Raw genomic sequence first — 19,720 nt, 5'->3', positions numbered from 1 at the left:
AGAGTCTAATAGTTTCCTATCAGCCCGTTAATTCAAGATTATCGAAGGGGGAGGACGGTGTCAATGATTCTTAAGTTGTATTCAAAACGAATACTTGTAATCTTTTCTGTATACTTGTATTACATTTTGTACACATCCCTTAAAATCAACATGTGTACGCATTTGTATACATGTGTACATCATTGTACACTCAATGTTTTCTTTTTGTATTCTTGTGTACAAAATTGTATACATCCACTTTCATCCAAAAATATTCAACAAATATCCCCCCTTCTTCCGCAGTAAGGTGCTGCAATTTCGTAATTATTATTCTTTTTTTGCAAATTGAAATGAACGGATGTGAGAGGCTAAGTGAGGAAAATAGCACAAAAGGAGAAGGGAATTCTTTTGAAAAGGCTCTTTTCTCGAAGATTGTTGTTTTTAACAGTTTTTCTTTAAAATGACTCATCATACGAAGTTGATCGGAGCCGGAGGTGCAAGACTCCGATGGGAACAGCAGACCGGTTAGCTAGACAGATGCAACCACGCAGCGAAGCGAGGAGGTATTAGGAAGTTCGATTAAGTTCGGCAGCGACCCATCGCACGAAGTGTTCCTTGTCCTGTGCCAACATCGAATGACCTCACTTCGTGTGAGGCTCCTCAGAGAGCAAGCATCCTGAAGCGGAAATCAACCGTGCACAAACTCAATATATAAAACAGCTACTAAAAATAGTTTTAAAGAGGAAGGAAGCAAAATAGAAGAAAAGGAGAAGTGGGTAATTGACCATAGAACAGAAAAAAAAGACTGTTCAAATGAAAGGAACAGTCCAATTGTGAAAGTCTATCATTTTGTAAATGTGCTGGGCATGACGACCGCTACGACTTCACCCCGAGCACACAAATGATCGTTGGCATACACCTCAGTCATTACTTTAAATTTCTTCGGATGAATTTCTTCAACTTTTCCTATCGCCTTTAATGGTATGTCTTGAGGAGTGGGTTTTAAAAAGTCGACATGGAGAGAAGCGGTGACGAAACGAGGCGGCTCGGTGTCATCCCCGATTTCATGGCCATTTTTTTGATGGAGTGCAATCGCAGCTGAGCCTGTTCCATGACAGTCGATCAATGAAGCAATCATTCCGCCATAAACAAACCCTGGAAGGGCCATATGCTCCTTTTGAGGGGTATAAACCGTAATGGTCTGATTGCCTTGTATGCCTGTACGAAAATGATGGCCATGTTCATTTAGACGGCCACATCCATAACACCATGCAAAATCATCCGGATATTGATCTTGAATTGCCTTCGTAATATTTTCAGCCACTTTTTCATTCCCCCTTTTTCAGAATAGTATAACATATATCATGGTAAGAACTGATGAAAGAGGCTGACCACTATTTGGCCAGCCTCTTTTACCAACTATTCACGCACAATCTTTAATGCTTCCAACGGATAATCTGTAAAGACATCATATTGATCTTGAATTCCCCATTCACCTAGTTCTGTTGGGGAATTCATTGTATAAATTCGATAGTGCAGCCCTTTCCCCTCTTCTTTCATCAACATTTCCCGGTAAGCTTCCAATGGACAATGAATGGCTGCCGCGCCGATACTTGCCATTGATTCTTTCGGATTTTGAAGAGGGCTTTCTGAAAGAATGGCTAACTCCACCTCGGGGAACATCTTTGAAAATCTTGATAATGACCGGTGATTGAAAGAGGAAATCACCACTTGTTTTTCCAATCCAAATCGCTTCAAAGATTCATAGACATCTTGTTCAAGATCGGGATAGTCGATCAAGTCATTTTTCATCTCAACATTAAGGATGATGGATGTCCCTTTTAAAGCCTCTAATACTTCATCGAAGGCCGGGACCTTCTCTCCTTTGAATTTTGGAGAGAACCAGCCGCCGGCATCCAGGGAATTCAACTCGTCCCATGTTAAATCCTTGATAAGCCCCTTCCCATTGGTAGTCCGGTCGACTGCTTCATCATGCATGACCACCAACGTTCCGTCCTTCGCTTTTTGGACATCGATTTCAATCCCATCCACATCAGCCTCAATCGCTGCATGGATGGCAGCCATTGTATTTTCAGGATGTGTTCCACTGCACCCGCGATGGGCAAACACCATTTTCTTCATAAATTCTCCCGCCTACGTTATTATTCTAAAAAGTTACTTTTTCGTTTTGTTGGCAATCTCCATCGCCCGATCCGTATCTTTTGCTGCTTCATCAAGAAGCTGTTGAGGATCTCCGCCCTGATAGAGTTTTTCAAGGGCTGTCACCACTTTTTGGCGCGATTCAGGGAAAACGGAAATCAATGCGCCTTGAGTTGCCGGTGTACTCTTCGTATCATGGAGCTGGTTTACAGTTGTTTCAAGCTGAGGATACTTCTTATGCTGTTCCTTCACAATCTCGCTGTCATATGCTTTCGGATTGATGGCAAAATATCCGCTCTTCGTATGCCATTCTGCCTGCACTTCAGGAGAAGCAAGGTACTTCATGAATTCCCATGCTGCTTGCTGCTTCTTATCGCCGATTCCTTTTGACATCCATAGTGAAGCTCCTCCGATGACGACACCTTGAGGATCTTTACCGTCCGGGTGAGGCAGGTAGCCTGCTCCGACAGAAAACTTTGAGTTATCGACAATGCTGTTGATGCCAGAGGAAGAGTCAAGATACATGGCCACTTTTCCGGAAACGAATGCGGCACGGATATCATCCCAGTTGGAACCTACATTAAAGAATGAACCGTCTTTATTCATATTATTCAATAGATTGAATACTTTTACACCTTCAGGTCCGTTAAAGGCTGCTTTCGTCGCTTGTTTAGCACGGCCATTTTTATGATTTACATAGTATGCGCCCTGTTCTGCCAGCAGCTCTTCAAAAAACCAGCCATAGTTTAACATGGAGAATCCATATTGTGCTGTTTTGTTTCCACTTTTCACAGTCAGCTTTTTGGCATCTTCCATAAGCTCACTATACGTTTGAGGCGGCTTATTCGGATCTAGGCCAGCTTTTTTGAATGCATCTTTATTATAAACTAAAACCGGTGTAGAAGAGTTGAACGGCATAGAATACTGTTTTCCATTTACCTGGTAATATTTACGGATATTCGGTTCCCATTGATTGATATCATAATGGTCTTGATCAATGAATTTTTGAACAGGCTGTATGTACCCGCTGTCGATCATATATTTTGTTCCCACTTCAAAAGTCTGGATGATCGCTGGTGCATTTTTCGTACCACCGACACTGCGGTATTTAGTCAGCGCTTCTTCATATGTTCCTTGAAAAACAGGATCCACTTCAATATCAGGATGTTTTTCATTAAACTTTTTCACTATATTTTCAAGAACAGGCTTGAGGTCGCCGCCCATCGCATGCCAGAATACCACTTTGGTTTTGCCATTATCACTGCCATTTTTCGCATCACTGCCCTCACTATTCTGTCCGGATGTTTGATTTCCACACCCTGATAATACGGCTAATGACAACAAAAATAAAATCATGAAGACGTTTGTCATTTTTCTCATGTTTTCCACTCCTTAGATAAAAGTTTGACTGTTTTGTCCTATTGCAAGCACTACTTCAGTGCTCCGTCCATCAACCCTTTTTGCAGCTGTTTTTGACCAGCGAATAATAGAATTAATGTGGGCAGTATCACAATGATGACTGCCGCCATTACCACCCCCCATTGTGTTGCAACTTCTTGGGATTGCATTTCTTTTAACCCGATTTGAATCGTTCTCACCTTGTCATTGTTCGTGACCAGCAGCGGCCACAGATACATATTCCAGGTTGTAAGAAATCCATAAGCCCCCAATGATACCAGGCTTGTCTTCGAAATGGGCAAGACTACACGAATAAAGAATTGAAATCTATTCATTCCTGCAATTTGTGTCGCTTCATCCAGTTCCTTAGGGATCGTCTTGAAATTTTGCCTTAATAGGAATGTCCCAAATGCCAATGCAAAGAATGGAACGGTCAACCCAGCGATGGTATTGATCCAGCCAAAGTTGGAAACCGTGATGAAATTCGGGATCATTGTCGCTTCCCACGGAATCATCATCGTCGATAAAAAGAGAAGGAACATCGCATTCCTCCCTTTGAATGGAATGAAGACAAAAGCGAAGGCGGCCAAGCTGGACACGATCAGCTGTCCGACCATTACAACAAGAGAAACAATGAAACTATTGACTAAATAATGAAGGAGGGGAACCTTTTGAAAAGCGCTCCGATAGTTTTCCAACGTCATATGCTCCGGCAGAAAATGGCCTTGAAGCACTTCCCCCCCTGTCATGAAGCTGACCATTAACGTATATACAATAGGAAAAAGAATAAGACTTGCGCTGACCAACAGGAGGCTGTATACAATTATGCTTTTGACGATTCTCATTGGTAATGCACCTTCTTTTCACCTAACTTAAATTGAATGAACGTAATGAAGATCATACAGAAGAACAGTAATACAACTTGGGCGCTTGCTTCACCTAAACGATAATTGACAAATGCGTCCTGATAGATGGAATAGACGATCAGGTTGGTTGCATTGCTTGGGCCGCCCTTCGTCAAAATATCAATTTGTCCGAATGTCTGAAAAGCATTGATAAGTGTAACCGTTGAAATAAAGAATAATGTTGGAGAAAGCATGGGAATCGTGATTTTAAAGAGTTGATACCAATATCCCGTGCCAGTCACATTAGCCTGCTCATATAAATCAGCTGGGATATTCTGAAGTCCCCCAAGCAATATAAGATAGGCAAAACCAATGTTCATCCATACAGTCGTAATGGAAACCGCAATGATCGCAGAATCCGGGTCCTGAAGCCAATGAAACGTCGGAAGATGAAACATAGTCAAAATCTGATTCAGCATCCCGATGCTCGGATTGAATAGAAACAGCCAAATGACCGAGGAAGCTGCCACACTGATTCCCATCGTGGATGAAAATAGTGTTCGAAATAGACCGATGCCTTTCAACTTTTCATTGGTTAGCAATGCCAAAAAGAGCGCAATGATTATGCTCGACGGTACAGTATAGAGGACGAATAGAACCGTGGCCTTAAAGCTATGTAAAAAGCCTGGATCCGTCAGCAAATATCGATAGTTTTCAAGTCCAACATATGCAGCGGGATTCCCTTGCTGATCCGTTAAAAAAACACTTAAATAAAATGTCTTTATCATGGGGTAAAAGATGAAAATACCCAACAGCAATAAAGACGGGAGCAAATATAAAATCCCAATGAAAAAATCCTTGAATCCTCTTAAATTCAATGCTATTTTATTTTGAACGTTTAATTCAGCAGTATTTCCGGCCTTCATCCTACCCTCACCTTATTTCCTTCGTTTCTTTTTGCCTGAAGAGAATCGCCATTGCTATCGAAAAATTGAATATATTCCTCAGGAAATGAAACCGCAACCTCTTGTCCAGGTGAAAACAACTGTTGACCGGATTGGCGGACCAAACACTTTACTGGCCCTAATTCTACGTCTGTTATCGTTTCATTTCCCAGGATTTCAGAATGATAGACGATTCCACGAAGGGTATTCGGCGTATCATCTTCTGAAGCGAAGGTAATGTGTTCAGGACGGATACCAATGAAAACATCCATATCAGCCTTAAAATCATGAGAAAACGAAGTTAACGCCCTTTGTTCATCTATCAATAATTGATTTGATCCTTTATCATAGACAGCCGGCAGTATATTCATAGGTGGTGTCCCGATGAATTCTGCCACAAAACGATTGGCAGGACGGTTGTAAATATCAAGCGGCTTGCCGACTTGCTGAATCTTCCCATCCTTTAAAATCATCATGCGATCTGCCATTGTCATGGCCTCCACTTGATCGTGCGTGACATAAATAAGCGTCATTCCAAGCTTTTGTTGTAGATGTTTAATTTCTGAACGCATATGGGCACGCAGCTTCGCATCAAGGTTGGACAATGGCTCATCCATCAAGCATATCGGCGATTGACTGGCAATGGCCCTTGCCAAGGCCACCCGTTGCCTTTGTCCCCCTGATAGCTGCTTCGGTTTCCGTTTTAAATAGCTGGCAAGGCCGAGCATCTCTGCAACCTCTTCGCACCTATTCTTGCGTTCTATCTTATTTAATCCCTTAGTATGCAGACCAAATGCAATATTTTGCTCTACGGTTAAATGTGGATACAAGGCATAATTTTGAAAGACCATTGAGAGATCTCTCTTGCTTGGCGGCAAGTGGGTAGCCGTTTTTTCGCCAATCCTCAATTCACCTTCCGTGATGGTCTCAAGTCCGGCGATCATGCGCAGCATGGTGCTTTTCCCACACCCTGATGGACCGACCAATACAAAGAATTCCCCTGGTTCAATTGTCAGATTAATGTCAGAAACCGCTAGATGTTGATTATCATAGCGCTTCACAATATTTTGAAGCTCCACTTTCTTCATGTTTCTTCACAACCTCTCTTCTTGGACAAAATGTCCTTGCACAACTTTAAATTACTGGTTGAAACCGCGAATGCCCCGTGATCCAAGGCCGTTTGGATTTGTTCCTGATTTTGGATAAGGCCGCCGGTAATAAAGACTTGATCAACCTTTTCGGCAATCGCTTGGCACATCGATGGAATGATCCCAGGCATCGCTTCAATGAAATCGGGCTGATACTCCCTCGTGATTTCCAAACCATTACGGACCGCATCGGAATCTACCAGGAACAATCGTTGAACCGTCAAGAAACCAAGGTTTTTAGCCGAAATAATCAGCTGTTTTTTCGTCGTGATGATTCCATGCGGCTTTATATAATGTGATAAAAATTTCAATCCTTCAAGATCATTTCGGATCCCCTGGACCATATCCAAATGAAGGAAGACAAACTTATTCCTTCGTTTCATTTCCTGCACATATCCTTGCAAGTTATTGATATTGCCCATCAGCAAAAAAGCTGTGGAAATATCCGATTCCAGGAATTGATCCAAGGTTTTTGGATTTTTAATCGAAACGATCAATTGCTCCCATTTCAGTACTTTCAATAAGTCCTCTTTCACTCCCATTACTTTTCACTCCAAACAAAAAGAGAAATCTTCATGGCTAAAAAAATCTATAAGGATCCTCATAGAATTTTGTGCTGAAAGATTTCTCTAATATCTCCGAGTTCTACCTATTTACTTGGCAATTCTAATGTAACGCTCGAATATTAACGAAGTATTGAAACAAAGTTAATAGTTTGTATGGATCGTGTAAAGGGTGTCTTGAATTTTATACGAATTTCTATAATCCCTGCATCAAAAATTGTTTACAAACTAAATAAATTATACTATCATTCTTTATAAAGAACGTTTTTTTCTTCTTAACGAATGAAATGAGGGGGTCCGTGCGTATTTGAAAATAATAATTAGACTGGCAACATTGATAATAATCGTAAGTTTATTATTCTTCCCTTCTTCTGCGTATGCATCAAGTACTACTTCTCACTCAACTTCCAATAATGGACTCTTCCAAGCTTTTTCTTACCTCTTATCATTCACTTCTCAAAAGACAGCGAGCGATTATCAAAAATATGAAAAGCAAGAAGATAGTTATTATGGGAACTACGATGGTGGGAATAAGGATAATTGGTGGGATGACTTTTGGAATTGGTGCAATAATGGGGGAAAAGGTGGAGATGATAACGGGGGGCATGATGGCCACCATGGCGACGATGACTGTGGTGACAATAAATATCATTGGGGCAACGAAGATGGCTGCACAAGCTCCGCAGATATTTGGAAAAAATGGTATTGCCACTAAATTTCATGTGAGTTCAATAGTACCCTTTCAATCAATAGTTATTCTTTCAGCAGCAACAAAAACCTGTCCACAGCTGTCACCGTGGACAGGTTTTTGTTGCTTGCCAAGCTTGCCGTCAAGTACACTTACCCGCTTAATCCTCTTTTTTGTATTTTCTCGCACCTTCCGCTCCAATCACCTTCAAATGATGCATTCTTGTCCAGAAAAACTGTTAAAAGAATCGAGCTTTGAGAAAACAATCATTACATTAGAATAAATAATGGGCTCAAACTGTTTCTTTCTCACTATTTAAATTCTCCCCAATTATCCGATAGGCTGAAGTCTTGTAAATTTTCAATGGTTCTCATATAAAATTTCTTTTACAAAAAATGCGATGAATGAACTGGTATATAATGGGCATTTTGCATCTTTAATCCATGTAAATAAATCTTTTATAGTGGATTTGAAGTAAATAAAAGGAGGTGTCATGATGAAAAACACTATCTCATTTTCAGTTTTGGGGACAATCATTTTTACCGCTATTCGCTTATACTTGGGATATGATTGGATCGAAGCAGGATTCAATAAATTGGCCGGTAATAGCTTCAACGCAGCAGGATTCATTAAAGGTGCACTGAGCAAAACGACTGGAGTTCATCCAGATGTTCAATCCTGGTGGGCTCATTTTCTGCAGCATTTCGCTTTACCACATATCGAAATTTTCAACACTCTCGTACCTTGGGGAGAGTTTCTAGTAGGGCTTTCGTTGATTTTTGGCATATTCACTAGATTTGGTGTGTTGATGGGAATCGTAATGAATTTCTCTTACATGTTTTCTGGATCTATCAGTACGAACCCGGAAATGCTTCTTCTTGGATTCATCATTTTTATTTATTCTACTAAAACAACACAATTCGGACTGGATTATTGGATCATTCCAAAAACCCGCTCTGCCTTTGCCTTAATTAAACTGAAGGGCATCTTGGCGCATCAATCTGAATCTACCTGATGATTTGCAACATCAATACAGCCTGTCTACATAGAGACAGGCTGTATTGGCAAGCTTACCTTCAAACAGACAGACCCGCTTTCTCCTCTTCTTTTCCTTTGACCTTGTCGATTTTATCGACGAACATTTGGAAAACTTTCTTTTTTTCCTCTAAATCTTTGATATCCTCTTTGAGCTGATTAAACCGCTTCTCAAAAGGGGTATGATACAACTCACGGATGTCTCTGATCAAATCGCCGTTCACCGTCGATTGAATGACTTGCTTCGTGATGCTGAATTTATAAGAATACACTTGGAGCTCACGTTTGATTCCGTCATATTCACGGTCGATCTCATCTAAAAGATCGCAAATCTCATCCTTCCACTCTTCCAACGACTTCTTTACATGGTCCTCCATCGTCCAACCCCTCTTTCATTTAATCGATTCTTCTATTTTACCAATCGAACTTTGCAAGAAGGTTTCAGTAAAATTAAATTGAGGTGTTTAAGTATTTTTAGAGGACTTTTCTCCACTATTGAATGATCTGTTCTTTGCATTGCGGCGCAATCTGAAATGTTAATCCTTTCCTTCACCTAGAAATTCTTCCTCCAGCCACTCGTTGAATAGCTCATAGTCTTGTTTCACCCGTTGTTTATAAAACATAGAAAGGTTCGTGATATCCTCACAAAAGCGCTCAATATCACCGATTGCCTTCAATATGACCGCCTCACTATCATGAGGCAGGGACTCTTCGACATCACGGTCCGCCCGCGCATGGATCTTCGCCGTCACCTTGCCCATCGTTTCAACCGTTTCTACCATATCGTCACTTTGCTGCAGGGTTTCAGGATCCAACTCTTCATCAAAAGTGGAATTTTCCCTTACATAAAAGTGGCTATCGGCGATTGTAAAGAAACCAAGATATGGATCTTGAAGATAATGCATCGCCTTTTGGGTCCTGATAACGCGCCGGCCATGATGCATATCGGATTCATCGCTAAATAGATCGTCATAAGGAAAATAATATCCCGTTGCAGGGTATCTGGCTTCCTTCGCCTCTAAAATCACATCATCCATCTGATTGCTTCCTTCCCCTTCAATCAGGATGAAATAACGGTTAAGGCCAATGGAACCAGTCCCTGCCCCTATCAGTTTGACTGCATCCTTAATTTTAAAAAATCTGCCTGCGGATTGTTTGTTTTCATCGAGCGATTGAATGTATTCCGGCCATGCGGCTTCAAGACCCTGTCTTTCCTCATCGGAAAGCTCCTCGATTGCTCCTTCCACTTTAAAACGTCGTTTGCCATCCTCCACAACGGTCATTTGCTCCAGCTTTTCCACTGCATCACGTTCTTCAAAGCTGCTTAATGTGTCTGAAACAGGGCCAGCTGTGTTCTTTTTTGTAAATGATAGAGTGGCAGGATCAACTTCTTGCTCTGTAAATTTCTCAAGCTGCTGATGATATGCTTTTATATAGGCTTCAATGAATGACTTCTGCTGCTCGCTGTCAAAATCCAGCTGATCGCCATAAAGCCCGATGCTTGTCGCCATTCGAAAGACGTCATACAAGTATGACCCGAGATAGCCTTCGTCAAAGTCGTTCGAGTCAAACACCATCTCTCCACTCTCGTTGCGAAACCCACCAAAGTTATCGAAGTGAAGGTCGCCTTGAATCCAAGTAGGTTTGTCTTTCGGGGTATGATATGCAAGCGGGAGACTGGAGATATCGAAGTAAAATAAATAGGCGCTTCCTCGATAAAATTGGAATGGACTGTTTTTCATCTTTTTATATTTAATGGATCTTTTATTATGGTCAAGTCCGAGTATCTCACCATCATAATGATCGAATACTGACGTTATGGTATGTTTCCGCAGCGTAGATTTCAATGCATCGATACTTTGCATCCATTCTCCTCCTAATCAATCAAATAGAATTGTTCATATCATTTCTTTTCCCGCTGAAAAACGACCGCAAACTTGGGTGAACGAGGCGGATTTCTTGAACATGAACAGGACATATTGGACAATAAAAGTACTAGTAGATATCAGAGAGGATTGAATGTGATGAAATCAGCGAAGAAAGCATTATTGGTCATGGACCTTCAAAATGGGATCGTATCCCGTTATGCGGATAAGCCTGAGGTGCTGACTCCGTTTCAGAAGGCTGTTGAAGCCGCTCGTAAAGCGGAAATTCCTGTTGTGTTTGTCCGTGTCGCATTCCGTGAAGGCTATCCAGAAATCAGCGGGCAAAATAAAATGTTTTCTGCCATCGGAAAACACGGCGGCATGGTCCAATCAGAGGCATCCACACAGATCCATGAATCGTTGGCGCCGCGTGCGGATGAACCAATCGTAACGAAACGCCGGGTAAGCGCATTTAGCGGAAGCGATCTTGAAGTCGTCCTGCGGGGCCTTGGAGCCGATCAGCTGATCCTGACAGGCATTGCAACAAGCGGAGTGGTGTTGTCCACTTTAAGAGAAGCTGCGGATAAGGACTATGGCCTGAGCGTCCTTTCAGACGCATGCCTGGATGGCGACGAGGAAGTCCACCGCGTCCTGACTGAAAAGGTCTTCCCAAGGCAGGCTGATGTCATGACAGTGGATGAATGGTCAGCAGGGCTGTAATCACCATATCAATTGATTAGACTTCATAAAAGAATCCGCACATAGCATGGTGCTATGTGCGGATTCTTTTATTCTTTCAGGGAGGATATTAAGCCAGCTGGATAACACAATCAATTTGGAAGCCAGATGGTAAATGTTGTCCCCTTGCCTTTTTCACTATCTACGCTGATTTCTCCATCGTGCATTTGAATAATGTTTTTGCTCATTGATAAACCCAGTCCCGATCCATATTCTTTTGTAGAAAAAAGTGGAGTAAATAGGTTTTTTAATGTAGTTTCATCCATGCCAATTCCGTCATCTCTAATGCTTATTTCTATTCCGCTCTTTTTCATATCAGGATCGGTTGAAATGGATATTTGACCATACGAATCGATAGCATCAATGGCGTTCTGTAAAATATTAATGAACACCTGTTTGATTTTATCACGATCAATGAATATTTTTTCTTTATTGGTTGACTTGATTTCAACTGAAATCTTTTTATTCTCCAACTCATTTTCCATTAAAGTAATGATATCTTGGATAATTTCTTCGATGGCACAAAACGATTTCGAGATTCCATTTTGATCTGGCTTGGCCTTCAAAACTAATTGATGTACAAGATTTTTGATTCTTTCTAACTCACTGAAGATAATACGGAAATATGCTTCCTGCTTTTGTTCAGTCTGGAAGTTTCGTTTAACTAATCTCAACAATCCTATGATCGAGGTAAGCGGATTTCTAATTTCATGCGCAAGCCCCGCACTTATTTTACCAATTGCTGATAACTTTTCATTTTCCATTACACGCTTTTCTAACATCAATCGATCTGTAATATCTCTAAATTGGCCAATCGCTCCCATTAGTTCATGGGATTCATTATAAATAGGGAAGGAGTCAAAGAGAAAGATATTATCGGAAATCTTTATTTCAATATCTTCATATTTTCTGTTGAATTTTACCGTATCCTCCATATAGCTCTCTATTTTCTCAACAGTAGATATGGGTTTATGATAGAGATCTTCTTTTTGCCCTGATAGCACCTTCTCCGCATATGGGTTCAATTCAATGATCAATCCCGCATCATTCGTAATAATGATTCCATTTCGGCTATTCTCGATCAATACTTGATTAAGCACCATCAACTGCTTATTCTGCTGATTCACTCTTACTTCCCGTTCGATAGAATCTACCGCTGATTGTAGTAGTCCTAAATGGAATGAATTCGCATCATTGGAGCTCATCATCACAGAGATTGTACCTCCAGTTTGTCCTGAATAGAGGAAAGGTACAGAGAAACATGCACTTTGATGTAAGCTATGTTGGAAATGATCAGTGCCTTTTATCAGCACAGGCTGCTCCAAGTCCAATGCCATCGCAATGCTATTTGTCCCTACCTCTTCTTCCTTTAGTTTGATTCCAATCGATAGTCCCAAAGATTGAATATCACTTTTCATCTTTTCGTCGCCATACATTTCTAAGATATAGCCTTCAAGGTCCGTGACTACAATAAGCACTGCTTTCCCTTCCAGGTCAGAAATTAATTTCATCATAAATTTCCTTGCCGCTGACAGAAGTTCATTTATTCGTTCTTTCTTTTGTTCTAATCTATTTTTCGTAAGACAAACTCTAGGAAATGAAAGTTGATAAGGATCTAATTTATATACACTTAGACACCTCTGGTGAGAATCAAGTATATATCGATCTTTTATGTCGTTCATTGAATAATCCCTCTTTTAAAAACATTCTTTAAGATGTTCATTTTAACAAAAATGGAATTAATTAAATGATTTCTTCTCCATTCTCCCACCAATTGTATATTGACCATGATCTTGGACCATATTCATCTCTCTCTTTAGTTGAATATTTTTTCCGTCAAAACGGCAAGTCAGTTTGTCGGTAAAAGGTGTATCAATAAAACACCAAATCATCTCGAATTCTTTCTCATTCTTCCAACCTGCTTTAGCATATACCTTTACTTCTTCCGGCTGGTACAGGAAATGATACACATTGTCGAATAGTACCGTGGTGCCTTCCACCCATTCTTGATAACCACATTTAATATAATGTTTGCCTCTGCTATCCATAACCATGAATGTACAGGAATCTGAATCGAACATGATCGATACTTCTTTGATGTTGTGAATGTTAGAATCCATTTTATATATCTTGTTTGAGATTACCTTGGAAAGTGGAGAAATTTCCGCCAGTTCCGGTATTTCCAATCTCAAATTTTTCAATTGGTGTCTTAAAGTCGTTTGAGCTGAAAGGTCTTTAGGAAATGGATCTTTTCTCATTGCGGACAATAAACACTCCCATACGAGATTTAAAACACGTGCACCATTTTGAACCGCACCCGTCATTATGACGACCGCCTCTTGATCGGGCAGGATTATACAAAACTGACCATATGCCCCATCAGCACGGTAAGCCCCATGTCGACAAAGCCAGAACTGATAGCCATATCCCTGCTGCCAATCGTCATCCTTATTGTCTCCATTAAGAATTTGAAGGGATGAAGCTTCCTCGATCCAGCTCACCGGCAGCAATTGTCTGCCTTCCCAAAAACCTTTCTGTAATAAAAATTGACCGAATTTAGCAATATCATCTGTTTTTAGACTCATTCCATGGCCACCGGTGTTATGCCCATCAGGCGAGGTTTGCCAATTCGGCTTCGAGATCCCCAGCGGACCAAATAACCTAGGCTCTAAAAAATCAATTAGTTTTTTGCCTGTAACCTGCTGTACAATGGCCGAAAGCATATGAGAAGCACTTGTGTTATACAGGAATCGAGTACCTGGTTCATGATCCAGAGGAATATTTAAAAAGTGTTCTATCCAGCTCCCTTTAATTTGCTGTAGATCCCAGCCCATTGTCGCCTTTTCATGGCCGACGCTCAGCGTTAGTAGATCCCTGACTTGAATAGGTTTGAACCCATTGATTTGATTAATCTCTATATCAGGGAAAAAAGATGAAACGGTATCTTCCAAAGAGAAAAGACCTTCATTTATTGCAAACCCAACTGCTATAGACGTAAAACTCTTAGTCAAGGAAAATAGCGCATGCTCATTATCACTATTAAATGGATTCCACCATCCCTCTGTAATCACATGACCATGACGCAAAATCATCAAGCTATGAAGCTCGTGCTTTTCTTCCTGGATATTATCCAAGAATTGAGAAATAGCTTTTGAAGATACTCCTTGTTCCTCCGGAGAACTTCTTGGCAATTTACTTTTCATTTGCAATGCTTTTCCTCCTAACCACTAAAACTTCAATGTAAAAAGGCTTTTTTAAATACCGCTGTTGATTTCCGTGCAAGTCTTCGCTATCCGCGGGCCTCACAGGAAGTGAGGTCGTTCGATGTTGGCACCGGACGTGCCGAACTTAATGAACATCCGCCTATTGCCTATTCGGCTAACGCTTCCGGGGTCTCCCTGACTCCGCTTTTCCCGCCGGAGTCTACGACTTGCACTCCAATCAACAGCTGGAAACAGACTAATATCAACACCAAGGTTTAATATAGCCATTAAAAAAGAAGTGCTGCGTGCAGAGCCGCACTCATCACTTCTTTTCTCACTTACCTACCAGCCATCATGCATGCCAGTTCCAGAACTTTTAATTGTCGATTGGGATTATAGGTTAATTGAATCGATGCAGCATTGGCGATCACTTCATGACTTAATTTCCAGAGAGGAACAAATACTTCATAGACTCTGTTCACCTGAATTCCATATGTCTGAAACGAAGTTATATTCCCTTTCACATCTGCTATTTGGACATTAATGCCTTCCAAGGATTGTGAATCCATTAATTTCACTGTTAAGTAATTGAATATATTCATATTCTTTGGTTCTTCTAATATATATTCAACCATTCCGGAAGATAGTATTTCTTCTTTAAACTTCAACGTTATCATTGGTTCAGGACTTTGGTATTTTCCAAGCCCATTTGTCGTTTTCATTAAACGCTGATGGTCCTCAATAAAGCGATGATACAAAGGTTTTTTCGTTGTTCGATCCATATGATACATACCCATCGTTTGATAGAACTGGTTATGGTTGACATACCAATCAAAAGCTGTCCAGTAATCGATGCCCGCAATAAATCCTTTCTCATTTATAAAGCCTTGCGGTGATACGGTTGCCTTTTCCAACAAAGCCAACTGAACATCATTATAGATCGCAACTTGCTCTTGCAGGTTGCTTCCATCGGCATTGCTCCAGATTCCATACTCTGTATTGATAATGGGTTTATCCGGCCATTTCTGATGTGCTTTTTCAATGAAGTCCCTCGTTCCCTCATACGGGGTGCTTCCATGGAATATGCCAAAATACATTGTCCATCCCGCTACATCCAATGGCTCCATCGATTCATCGTCAAAGCCAGGCTGATCAGCTGCTGCGCTTTGCGTAATCAAACGGCCGTCATTATAAGCAGTCCGGACCTCATTTACTAATTTCTCATTGTATTTTTTTCGAAGCTTTACATCTTTGGATTCATTTTGAGTGCTCCACATGATGATCGATGGTCTATTGAAGTGGGAGAAAACCATTTCACGCCACATCTGATAAGAGATCCCTCTATTTTCCTGCACTTCGTAATGATGCGTCTCAAACTGCCACAACGGGATTTCGCTCATCGCCGTCAATCCCAGTCGGTCCAACATAATGAATGTATAAATATGGTTGGGATAATGTGCAGTTCTGACCATATTGACAGATAAGTCCGCAATTTGATGGAAATCACTCTTGATCCTATCCCAAGAGGCAGTTCTTCCATATCCTGGCCATTCTTCATGCCTTGCAACACCAGCAAGAAAAACCGATTCTTCATTCAAGCATATCTTTGCTTGATTTGTTTTGATCGTTCGGATTCCGAATTGAGAATAAAAAGAATCAACCTCAAGCTGCCCTTCAGACATTAAAACTTCCAGCACATATAAATTCGGCTCCCGGATGCTCCAAAGCTTAGGATTTTCTATAGACAGCCTATAGTTAAGCACCTTTGTTTCAAAAGGAGCAAGTTCTACCTTCATTTCTTTAAGACCCCTTACTTCAAGCCTTTGTTTGCAGAGGCTTTTCGCACAAGGTTCGGAAAGCCAGTCTTCAGATAAAAAGTCCGTTTCAAAGATATTCCCTTTTAAAGAAATATTTCTAGATTGCTCCGTACGGTTTTCAACTACTACTGTTATATCCAGATCGCCATCAACATTTTGGGGTACGATATCTGTCCTTGCGACGTGAACCCCACTAGTCGCTTCAAGAAAAATATCTTGGATGATTCCCGTATAGTTGAAGAAATCATTATCAACTGCAGGGATCGTATCGATACGGGAAGTCCAGGGAGGATTATCGACCCTGACTACGATGGTGTTTTCACCGTTGATCAAATAAGAAGTCACATCGAATGAAAAAGGCGTATAGCCACCTTCGTGATACCCGACATAGCTGCCATTGATCCAGAAGTCACCCACATAGGACAACCCCAAGCATTTTAGGGATATTGTTTTTCCAGACCAGTTTTCATCAAGGAAAACGCATCGCCTGTACCAAACCCCATTTTCATAAGTCTCGGCACCATTCACTTCTTCTTTTCCTGTTAGCTTATTTTCTGGCAGCGGAATATAATGCGTTTCCCAAGTACTATCATTAAATTCCACTCCGGTAATTCCGAATGAATCTTGTTCTGTTTTGGCTATCCAATTATCATCGCGCTTAGTCATCGTCCAATCATGATCTGCTTCAAAGCGCTTCTTTTTCCATTCTCCCTCAAGTGATTGGACCATACGGCTTTGAGGTTCAAATGATGGATATGGAATTCCATTTTGAAAAGGAATCATTTTTTCATCAATCTTCATTAATTTTAGAGTGGAACGCAAACTGTTAGTTAATGACGCTGGACCTGCTTTTGAATTGATCATTCTTCGGACACCTGCCAATCTGGACACCCTATAAAGCATCCGCAATTTATTATAATCTGTAGAGCTGCACTAATAATCATGCCTCTATGCTTTGAGAAAATCCGAGGGATGAACAGCCTTTCCTTCCGCTGAAGAAGCGCTTGTTGCCATAATGGCTGCCAATGTGTGAAGATTGTCTCTCCCGGAAGTTCTTGGATCCCTGTTCTTTCGAATACAATCTGCAAATTCACTAAGAATCCCATGAATATCGGCGAAGTCTGGAACAAAATTTTGTACTTTAGAAAGGGTATGACTTGAGTCCACCAAGTAAACCCCATAGCCTTTGCCCAGGTCGTCAAGATGAATGGACCCTTCTTGACATTGGATCCTCCATATTCCTTCCCAAGGGGTTTCATTGCCCTTGGAAAGCAAACTGCCCAGATAAAAAATTGGAATTCCTGTTTCCATTTCATAGACTGCATGAACATTCGGGTCTCCTTGATAACCGCTTTCCGGTGAATTCCAGGTCTTTCCCTGAACACTTGCAACATTACATTCAAATAAAAATCGCATCATATCAATATGATGTACTGCCATTTCCAGCAGCATATAGTCTTTCATTTCACGCTGGTATGGTTTTCCCACATGATGATAATAAAATTGAGAATTAACAAACAACGGCTGCCCCAAATTTCCATCCTGGATTGCCTTCTTTAAGGTAAGAACATTGGAATTGCAGCGGTAATTTTGGTTGACCATTATTTTCATGTTTTTTTGTGCGGCCAATTCTACCAGCTCTAATGCCTCATTTATATGTAATGTAAATGGCTTTTCTATAAGGACATGTAGGTTGTTATTTAGTGCTTCTTTACAAATTTCATAGTGGACATGCGACGCTGCTTCAATAAGTACTGCATCAGCTTGAAGATCCTTAAACCCTTTGTGATATTCGGTATACAATAGATCTTTCGGAACTTCTAATAACTCCGCTGCTTCTTTCAGACATTTTGGATCGGCATCAACCAATCCAGCATATTCGAAGTCCGTGGATGGGATGACAAACTGGCTGCCAACCCATTTTCCATGAGCTCCAAGACCCACTTGAATCAGCTTCATTTTGATCTCCTCCAGCGATTGCTTAAATATATTCGACTTGGTTAAATAACACCTGTAACAATAGAGGCAGCTGGTACCGAAAACTCTGTCACTTGACCAGCTATTCGAAGTGCAACAGGGACTGCTTCTTGTGAACGATTCAGCAATACAATCACAATGGAACCATTAGGGTTTTTCATACTGACAACATCCAGCTTATCGGTATATTTCGTTGAAGCAATACGTTTAGCGCCTGGCTCAATGTAACGGCTGAAATGTCCGATATACGTGTAAGACAGGTTTTCTTGAATGATATCGTTATCTGTGTCACACATGATGGGAGCATCACAGAAATTGTTTACATGATTCGGTCCGCCTTCTTTATTGAGAATGATGTTCCAATCGATAAAAGCATTCATCCCGGCATTGATATTCCCGATAATGTCATAAGCGTACATTTGAGCGTTTTCCAACTGCCCAGCTTCGCTAAATCGGCTGTATTCCACACAGCCTTCGGTGAAGATAAGCTTCTTATCGGGGAATTTTTCACGGACCAGTTTAATCGCATCGAAATGCTCGCCGGTATACCAATGAAAAGCCACTCCCTTTACCATTTTGTTTGTGTCCTCATCAATGATTTCACAGGCCCGTTCAAACATTCTCTCTTTATTGTGATCCCAAATGCAGACCTCAATATCTCCTAAACGATTAGCTTCGAGGGAGGGATATAAATAATCTCGTAAAAACTCCTTCTCCTGTTTACTAGTATATAAGCAGGAATCCCATGTTTGAGTAGCATTAGGCTCGTTTTGGATCGTGATCATGTCAATGGAGAAGCCTTTTTCTCGATATTGTTTGATATAATGACAGATGTAGTCTGCCCAGAATTGTCTATATTCAGGTTTTAAAGATCCTCCTCCAGCCCTTTGTCCATTCGTTTTCATAAAAGCCGGAGGGGACCATGGAGACAGCATCACACTTAGTTCTTTATTTGCTGTTTGCTGGGCTTTTTCTAAAAAAGGAATAATATATTGCTCATCTCTCTCTAGGCTAAATGAAGTTAATCCAGCATCAGACGGATCATTAATGGCAGCATATTGATTTACCGAAAAATCACAGCTATCTATGTGTGTGCGGACTAGATTATAACGGTTACCTTCACTTCCAAAATAAGCATCCAGTATTCTTTTTTGATTGTTTTCACCCATCAAAGAATAGGTATAGGATGCAGCCTCAGTTAAAGCCCCGCCAAACCCCTCAAATGTTTGATACTCCATTTCTGGATAAATATTGACTACATTCATTTCTACTCCGCAATCAGCAGAAAAGTCATTACTGCTCTCGCGAGTTTTTTTGATATTCTCATGATAGGTCGTAGTGATGAGTTTTATATTCATAT

Annotated in this window: 17 protein-coding genes; 3 read left to right on the top strand and 14 right to left on the bottom strand. The window is 40.9% G+C overall.

All coding sequences use genetic code 11. The features are described from left to right. Positions 1–823: 823 nt before the first annotated feature. The 7 genes from D9X91_RS15510 to D9X91_RS15480 all read right to left on the bottom strand — a co-directional run bounded on the left by D9X91_RS15510 (position 824) and on the right by D9X91_RS15480 (position 7,016). Positions 824–1,303 carry a PaaI family thioesterase gene (locus D9X91_RS15510; protein ID WP_121681557.1) on the bottom strand — a complete coding sequence of 160 codons (480 nt, stop codon included), beginning with the start codon at positions 1,301–1,303 and terminating at the stop codon, positions 824–826. A 95-nt stretch (positions 1,304–1,398) separates the two neighbouring features. Continuing rightward, complete coding sequence (locus D9X91_RS15505; RefSeq protein ID WP_121681556.1) at positions 1,399–2,121, bottom strand: glycerophosphodiester phosphodiesterase; 723 nt, start codon at positions 2,119–2,121, stop codon at positions 1,399–1,401. A 33-nt stretch (positions 2,122–2,154) separates the two neighbouring features. Continuing rightward, the gene (locus D9X91_RS15500; protein WP_121681555.1) at positions 2,155–3,519 is read right to left on the bottom strand and encodes an ABC transporter substrate-binding protein; all 1,365 of its coding nucleotides are present in this window, start codon (positions 3,517–3,519) and stop codon (positions 2,155–2,157) included. A gap of 50 nt (positions 3,520–3,569) precedes the next feature. Continuing rightward, complete coding sequence (locus tag D9X91_RS15495; protein WP_121681554.1) at positions 3,570–4,382, bottom strand: carbohydrate ABC transporter permease; 813 nt, start codon at positions 4,380–4,382, stop codon at positions 3,570–3,572. Next, entirely contained in the window at positions 4,379–5,308 is a 930-nt protein-coding gene (locus D9X91_RS15490; RefSeq protein WP_121681553.1) for a carbohydrate ABC transporter permease, read from the bottom strand. Before D9X91_RS15490 ends, D9X91_RS15495 begins: the two co-directional genes overlap by 4 nt. Beyond that, positions 5,305–6,414 (bottom strand): ABC transporter ATP-binding protein, encoded by a 1,110-nt coding sequence (locus D9X91_RS15485; RefSeq protein WP_121681552.1) that lies wholly within the window; start codon positions 6,412–6,414, stop codon positions 5,305–5,307. The genes D9X91_RS15490 and D9X91_RS15485 overlap by 4 nt, the downstream gene beginning before the upstream one ends. Then, positions 6,411–7,016 carry a glycerol-3-phosphate responsive antiterminator gene (locus D9X91_RS15480; protein WP_121681551.1) on the bottom strand — a complete coding sequence of 202 codons (606 nt, stop codon included), beginning with the start codon at positions 7,014–7,016 and terminating at the stop codon, positions 6,411–6,413. Before D9X91_RS15480 ends, D9X91_RS15485 begins: the two co-directional genes overlap by 4 nt. Positions 7,017–7,546: 530 nt before the next feature. Between D9X91_RS15480 and D9X91_RS22375 the strand changes: the two genes are divergently transcribed. Then, positions 7,547–8,008, top strand: a complete 462-nt coding sequence (locus tag D9X91_RS22375; RefSeq protein WP_158598342.1) for a hypothetical protein — start codon at positions 7,547–7,549, stop codon at positions 8,006–8,008. A 213-nt stretch (positions 8,009–8,221) separates the two neighbouring features. After that, positions 8,222–8,740, top strand: a complete 519-nt coding sequence (locus tag D9X91_RS15470) for a DoxX family protein (protein ID WP_325050527.1) — start codon at positions 8,222–8,224, stop codon at positions 8,738–8,740. Between the two features lie 61 nt (positions 8,741–8,801). Here D9X91_RS15470 and D9X91_RS15465 read toward each other — a convergent pair whose 3' ends face one another. Then, positions 8,802–9,137, bottom strand: a complete 336-nt coding sequence (locus D9X91_RS15465) for a hypothetical protein (protein ID WP_121681548.1) — start codon at positions 9,135–9,137, stop codon at positions 8,802–8,804. Between the two features lie 159 nt (positions 9,138–9,296). Beyond that, entirely contained in the window at positions 9,297–10,625 is a 1,329-nt protein-coding gene (locus tag D9X91_RS15460; RefSeq protein WP_121681547.1) for a DUF2252 domain-containing protein, read from the bottom strand. A gap of 159 nt (positions 10,626–10,784) precedes the next feature. Between D9X91_RS15460 and D9X91_RS15455 the strand changes: the two genes are divergently transcribed. After that, positions 10,785–11,345: a cysteine hydrolase family protein gene (locus D9X91_RS15455; protein WP_121681546.1), complete on the top strand. Its 561-nt coding sequence runs from the start codon at positions 10,785–10,787 to the stop codon at positions 11,343–11,345. 110 nt (positions 11,346–11,455) lie between these two features. On the opposite strand, the gene D9X91_RS15450 is transcribed toward D9X91_RS15455, so the two are convergent. The 5 genes from D9X91_RS15450 to D9X91_RS15430 all read right to left on the bottom strand — a co-directional run bounded on the left by D9X91_RS15450 (position 11,456) and on the right by D9X91_RS15430 (position 19,718). Then, positions 11,456–12,874 (bottom strand): ATP-binding protein, encoded by a 1,419-nt coding sequence (locus D9X91_RS15450; protein ID WP_233569819.1) that lies wholly within the window; start codon positions 12,872–12,874, stop codon positions 11,456–11,458. A 228-nt stretch (positions 12,875–13,102) separates the two neighbouring features. Further along, a complete protein-coding gene (locus D9X91_RS15445) occupies positions 13,103–14,566 on the bottom strand; it encodes a serine hydrolase domain-containing protein (protein ID WP_148709081.1) in 1,464 nt (487 codons plus the stop codon). Positions 14,567–14,904: 338 nt separating this feature from the next. Continuing rightward, on the bottom strand, positions 14,905–17,247 hold the full coding sequence (locus D9X91_RS15440; RefSeq protein ID WP_121681543.1) for a glycoside hydrolase family 2 TIM barrel-domain containing protein: 2,343 nt from the start codon (positions 17,245–17,247) through the stop codon (positions 14,905–14,907). An 84-nt stretch (positions 17,248–17,331) separates the two neighbouring features. Beyond that, positions 17,332–18,342 carry a Gfo/Idh/MocA family protein gene (locus D9X91_RS15435; RefSeq protein ID WP_121681542.1) on the bottom strand — a complete coding sequence of 337 codons (1,011 nt, stop codon included), beginning with the start codon at positions 18,340–18,342 and terminating at the stop codon, positions 17,332–17,334. A gap of 41 nt (positions 18,343–18,383) precedes the next feature. Beyond that, positions 18,384–19,718 carry a glycoside hydrolase family 30 protein gene (locus tag D9X91_RS15430; RefSeq protein WP_121681541.1) on the bottom strand — a complete coding sequence of 445 codons (1,335 nt, stop codon included), beginning with the start codon at positions 19,716–19,718 and terminating at the stop codon, positions 18,384–18,386. Positions 19,719–19,720: the final 2 nt, after the last annotated feature.

The sequence above is a fragment of the Falsibacillus albus genome (genome assembly GCF_003668575.1).
Classification (GTDB): domain Bacteria; phylum Bacillota; class Bacilli; order Bacillales; family DSM-25281; genus Falsibacillus; species Falsibacillus albus.
This window is presented reverse-complemented; position numbering and strand designations above follow the sequence as displayed.

Excerpts from the sequence above, each read along its gene's own strand:
- D9X91_RS15480 (WP_121681551.1), bottom strand. The coding sequence starts at position 7,016 with ATGGGAGTGAAAGAGGACTTATTGAAAGTACTGAAATGGGAGCAATTG.
- D9X91_RS15490 (WP_121681553.1), bottom strand. The coding sequence starts at position 5,308 with ATGAAGGCCGGAAATACTGCTGAATTAAACGTTCAAAATAAAATAGCA.
- D9X91_RS15495 (WP_121681554.1), bottom strand. The coding sequence starts at position 4,382 with ATGAGAATCGTCAAAAGCATAATTGTATACAGCCTCCTGTTGGTCAGC.
- D9X91_RS15435 (WP_121681542.1), bottom strand. The coding sequence starts at position 18,342 with ATGAAGCTGATTCAAGTGGGTCTTGGAGCTCATGGAAAATGGGTTGGC.
- D9X91_RS15485 (WP_121681552.1), bottom strand. The coding sequence starts at position 6,414 with ATGAAGAAAGTGGAGCTTCAAAATATTGTGAAGCGCTATGATAATCAA.
- D9X91_RS15430 (WP_121681541.1), bottom strand. The coding sequence starts at position 19,718 with ATGAATATAAAACTCATCACTACGACCTATCATGAGAATATCAAAAAA.
- D9X91_RS15450 (WP_233569819.1), bottom strand. The coding sequence starts at position 12,874 with ATGAAATTAATTTCTGACCTGGAAGGGAAAGCAGTGCTTATTGTAGTC.
- D9X91_RS15505 (WP_121681556.1), bottom strand. The coding sequence starts at position 2,121 with ATGAAGAAAATGGTGTTTGCCCATCGCGGGTGCAGTGGAACACATCCT.
- D9X91_RS15445 (WP_148709081.1), bottom strand. The coding sequence starts at position 14,566 with ATGAAAAGTAAATTGCCAAGAAGTTCTCCGGAGGAACAAGGAGTATCT.
- D9X91_RS15470 (WP_325050527.1), top strand. The coding sequence starts at position 8,222 with ATGAAAAACACTATCTCATTTTCAGTTTTGGGGACAATCATTTTTACC.
- D9X91_RS22375 (WP_158598342.1), top strand. The coding sequence starts at position 7,547 with ATGGGAACTACGATGGTGGGAATAAGGATAATTGGTGGGATGACTTTT.
- D9X91_RS15465 (WP_121681548.1), bottom strand. The coding sequence starts at position 9,137 with ATGGAGGACCATGTAAAGAAGTCGTTGGAAGAGTGGAAGGATGAGATT.
- D9X91_RS15500 (WP_121681555.1), bottom strand. The coding sequence starts at position 3,519 with ATGAGAAAAATGACAAACGTCTTCATGATTTTATTTTTGTTGTCATTA.
- D9X91_RS15460 (WP_121681547.1), bottom strand. The coding sequence starts at position 10,625 with ATGCAAAGTATCGATGCATTGAAATCTACGCTGCGGAAACATACCATA.
- D9X91_RS15455 (WP_121681546.1), top strand. The coding sequence starts at position 10,785 with ATGAAATCAGCGAAGAAAGCATTATTGGTCATGGACCTTCAAAATGGG.
- D9X91_RS15440 (WP_121681543.1), bottom strand. The coding sequence starts at position 17,247 with ATGATCAATTCAAAAGCAGGTCCAGCGTCATTAACTAACAGTTTGCGT.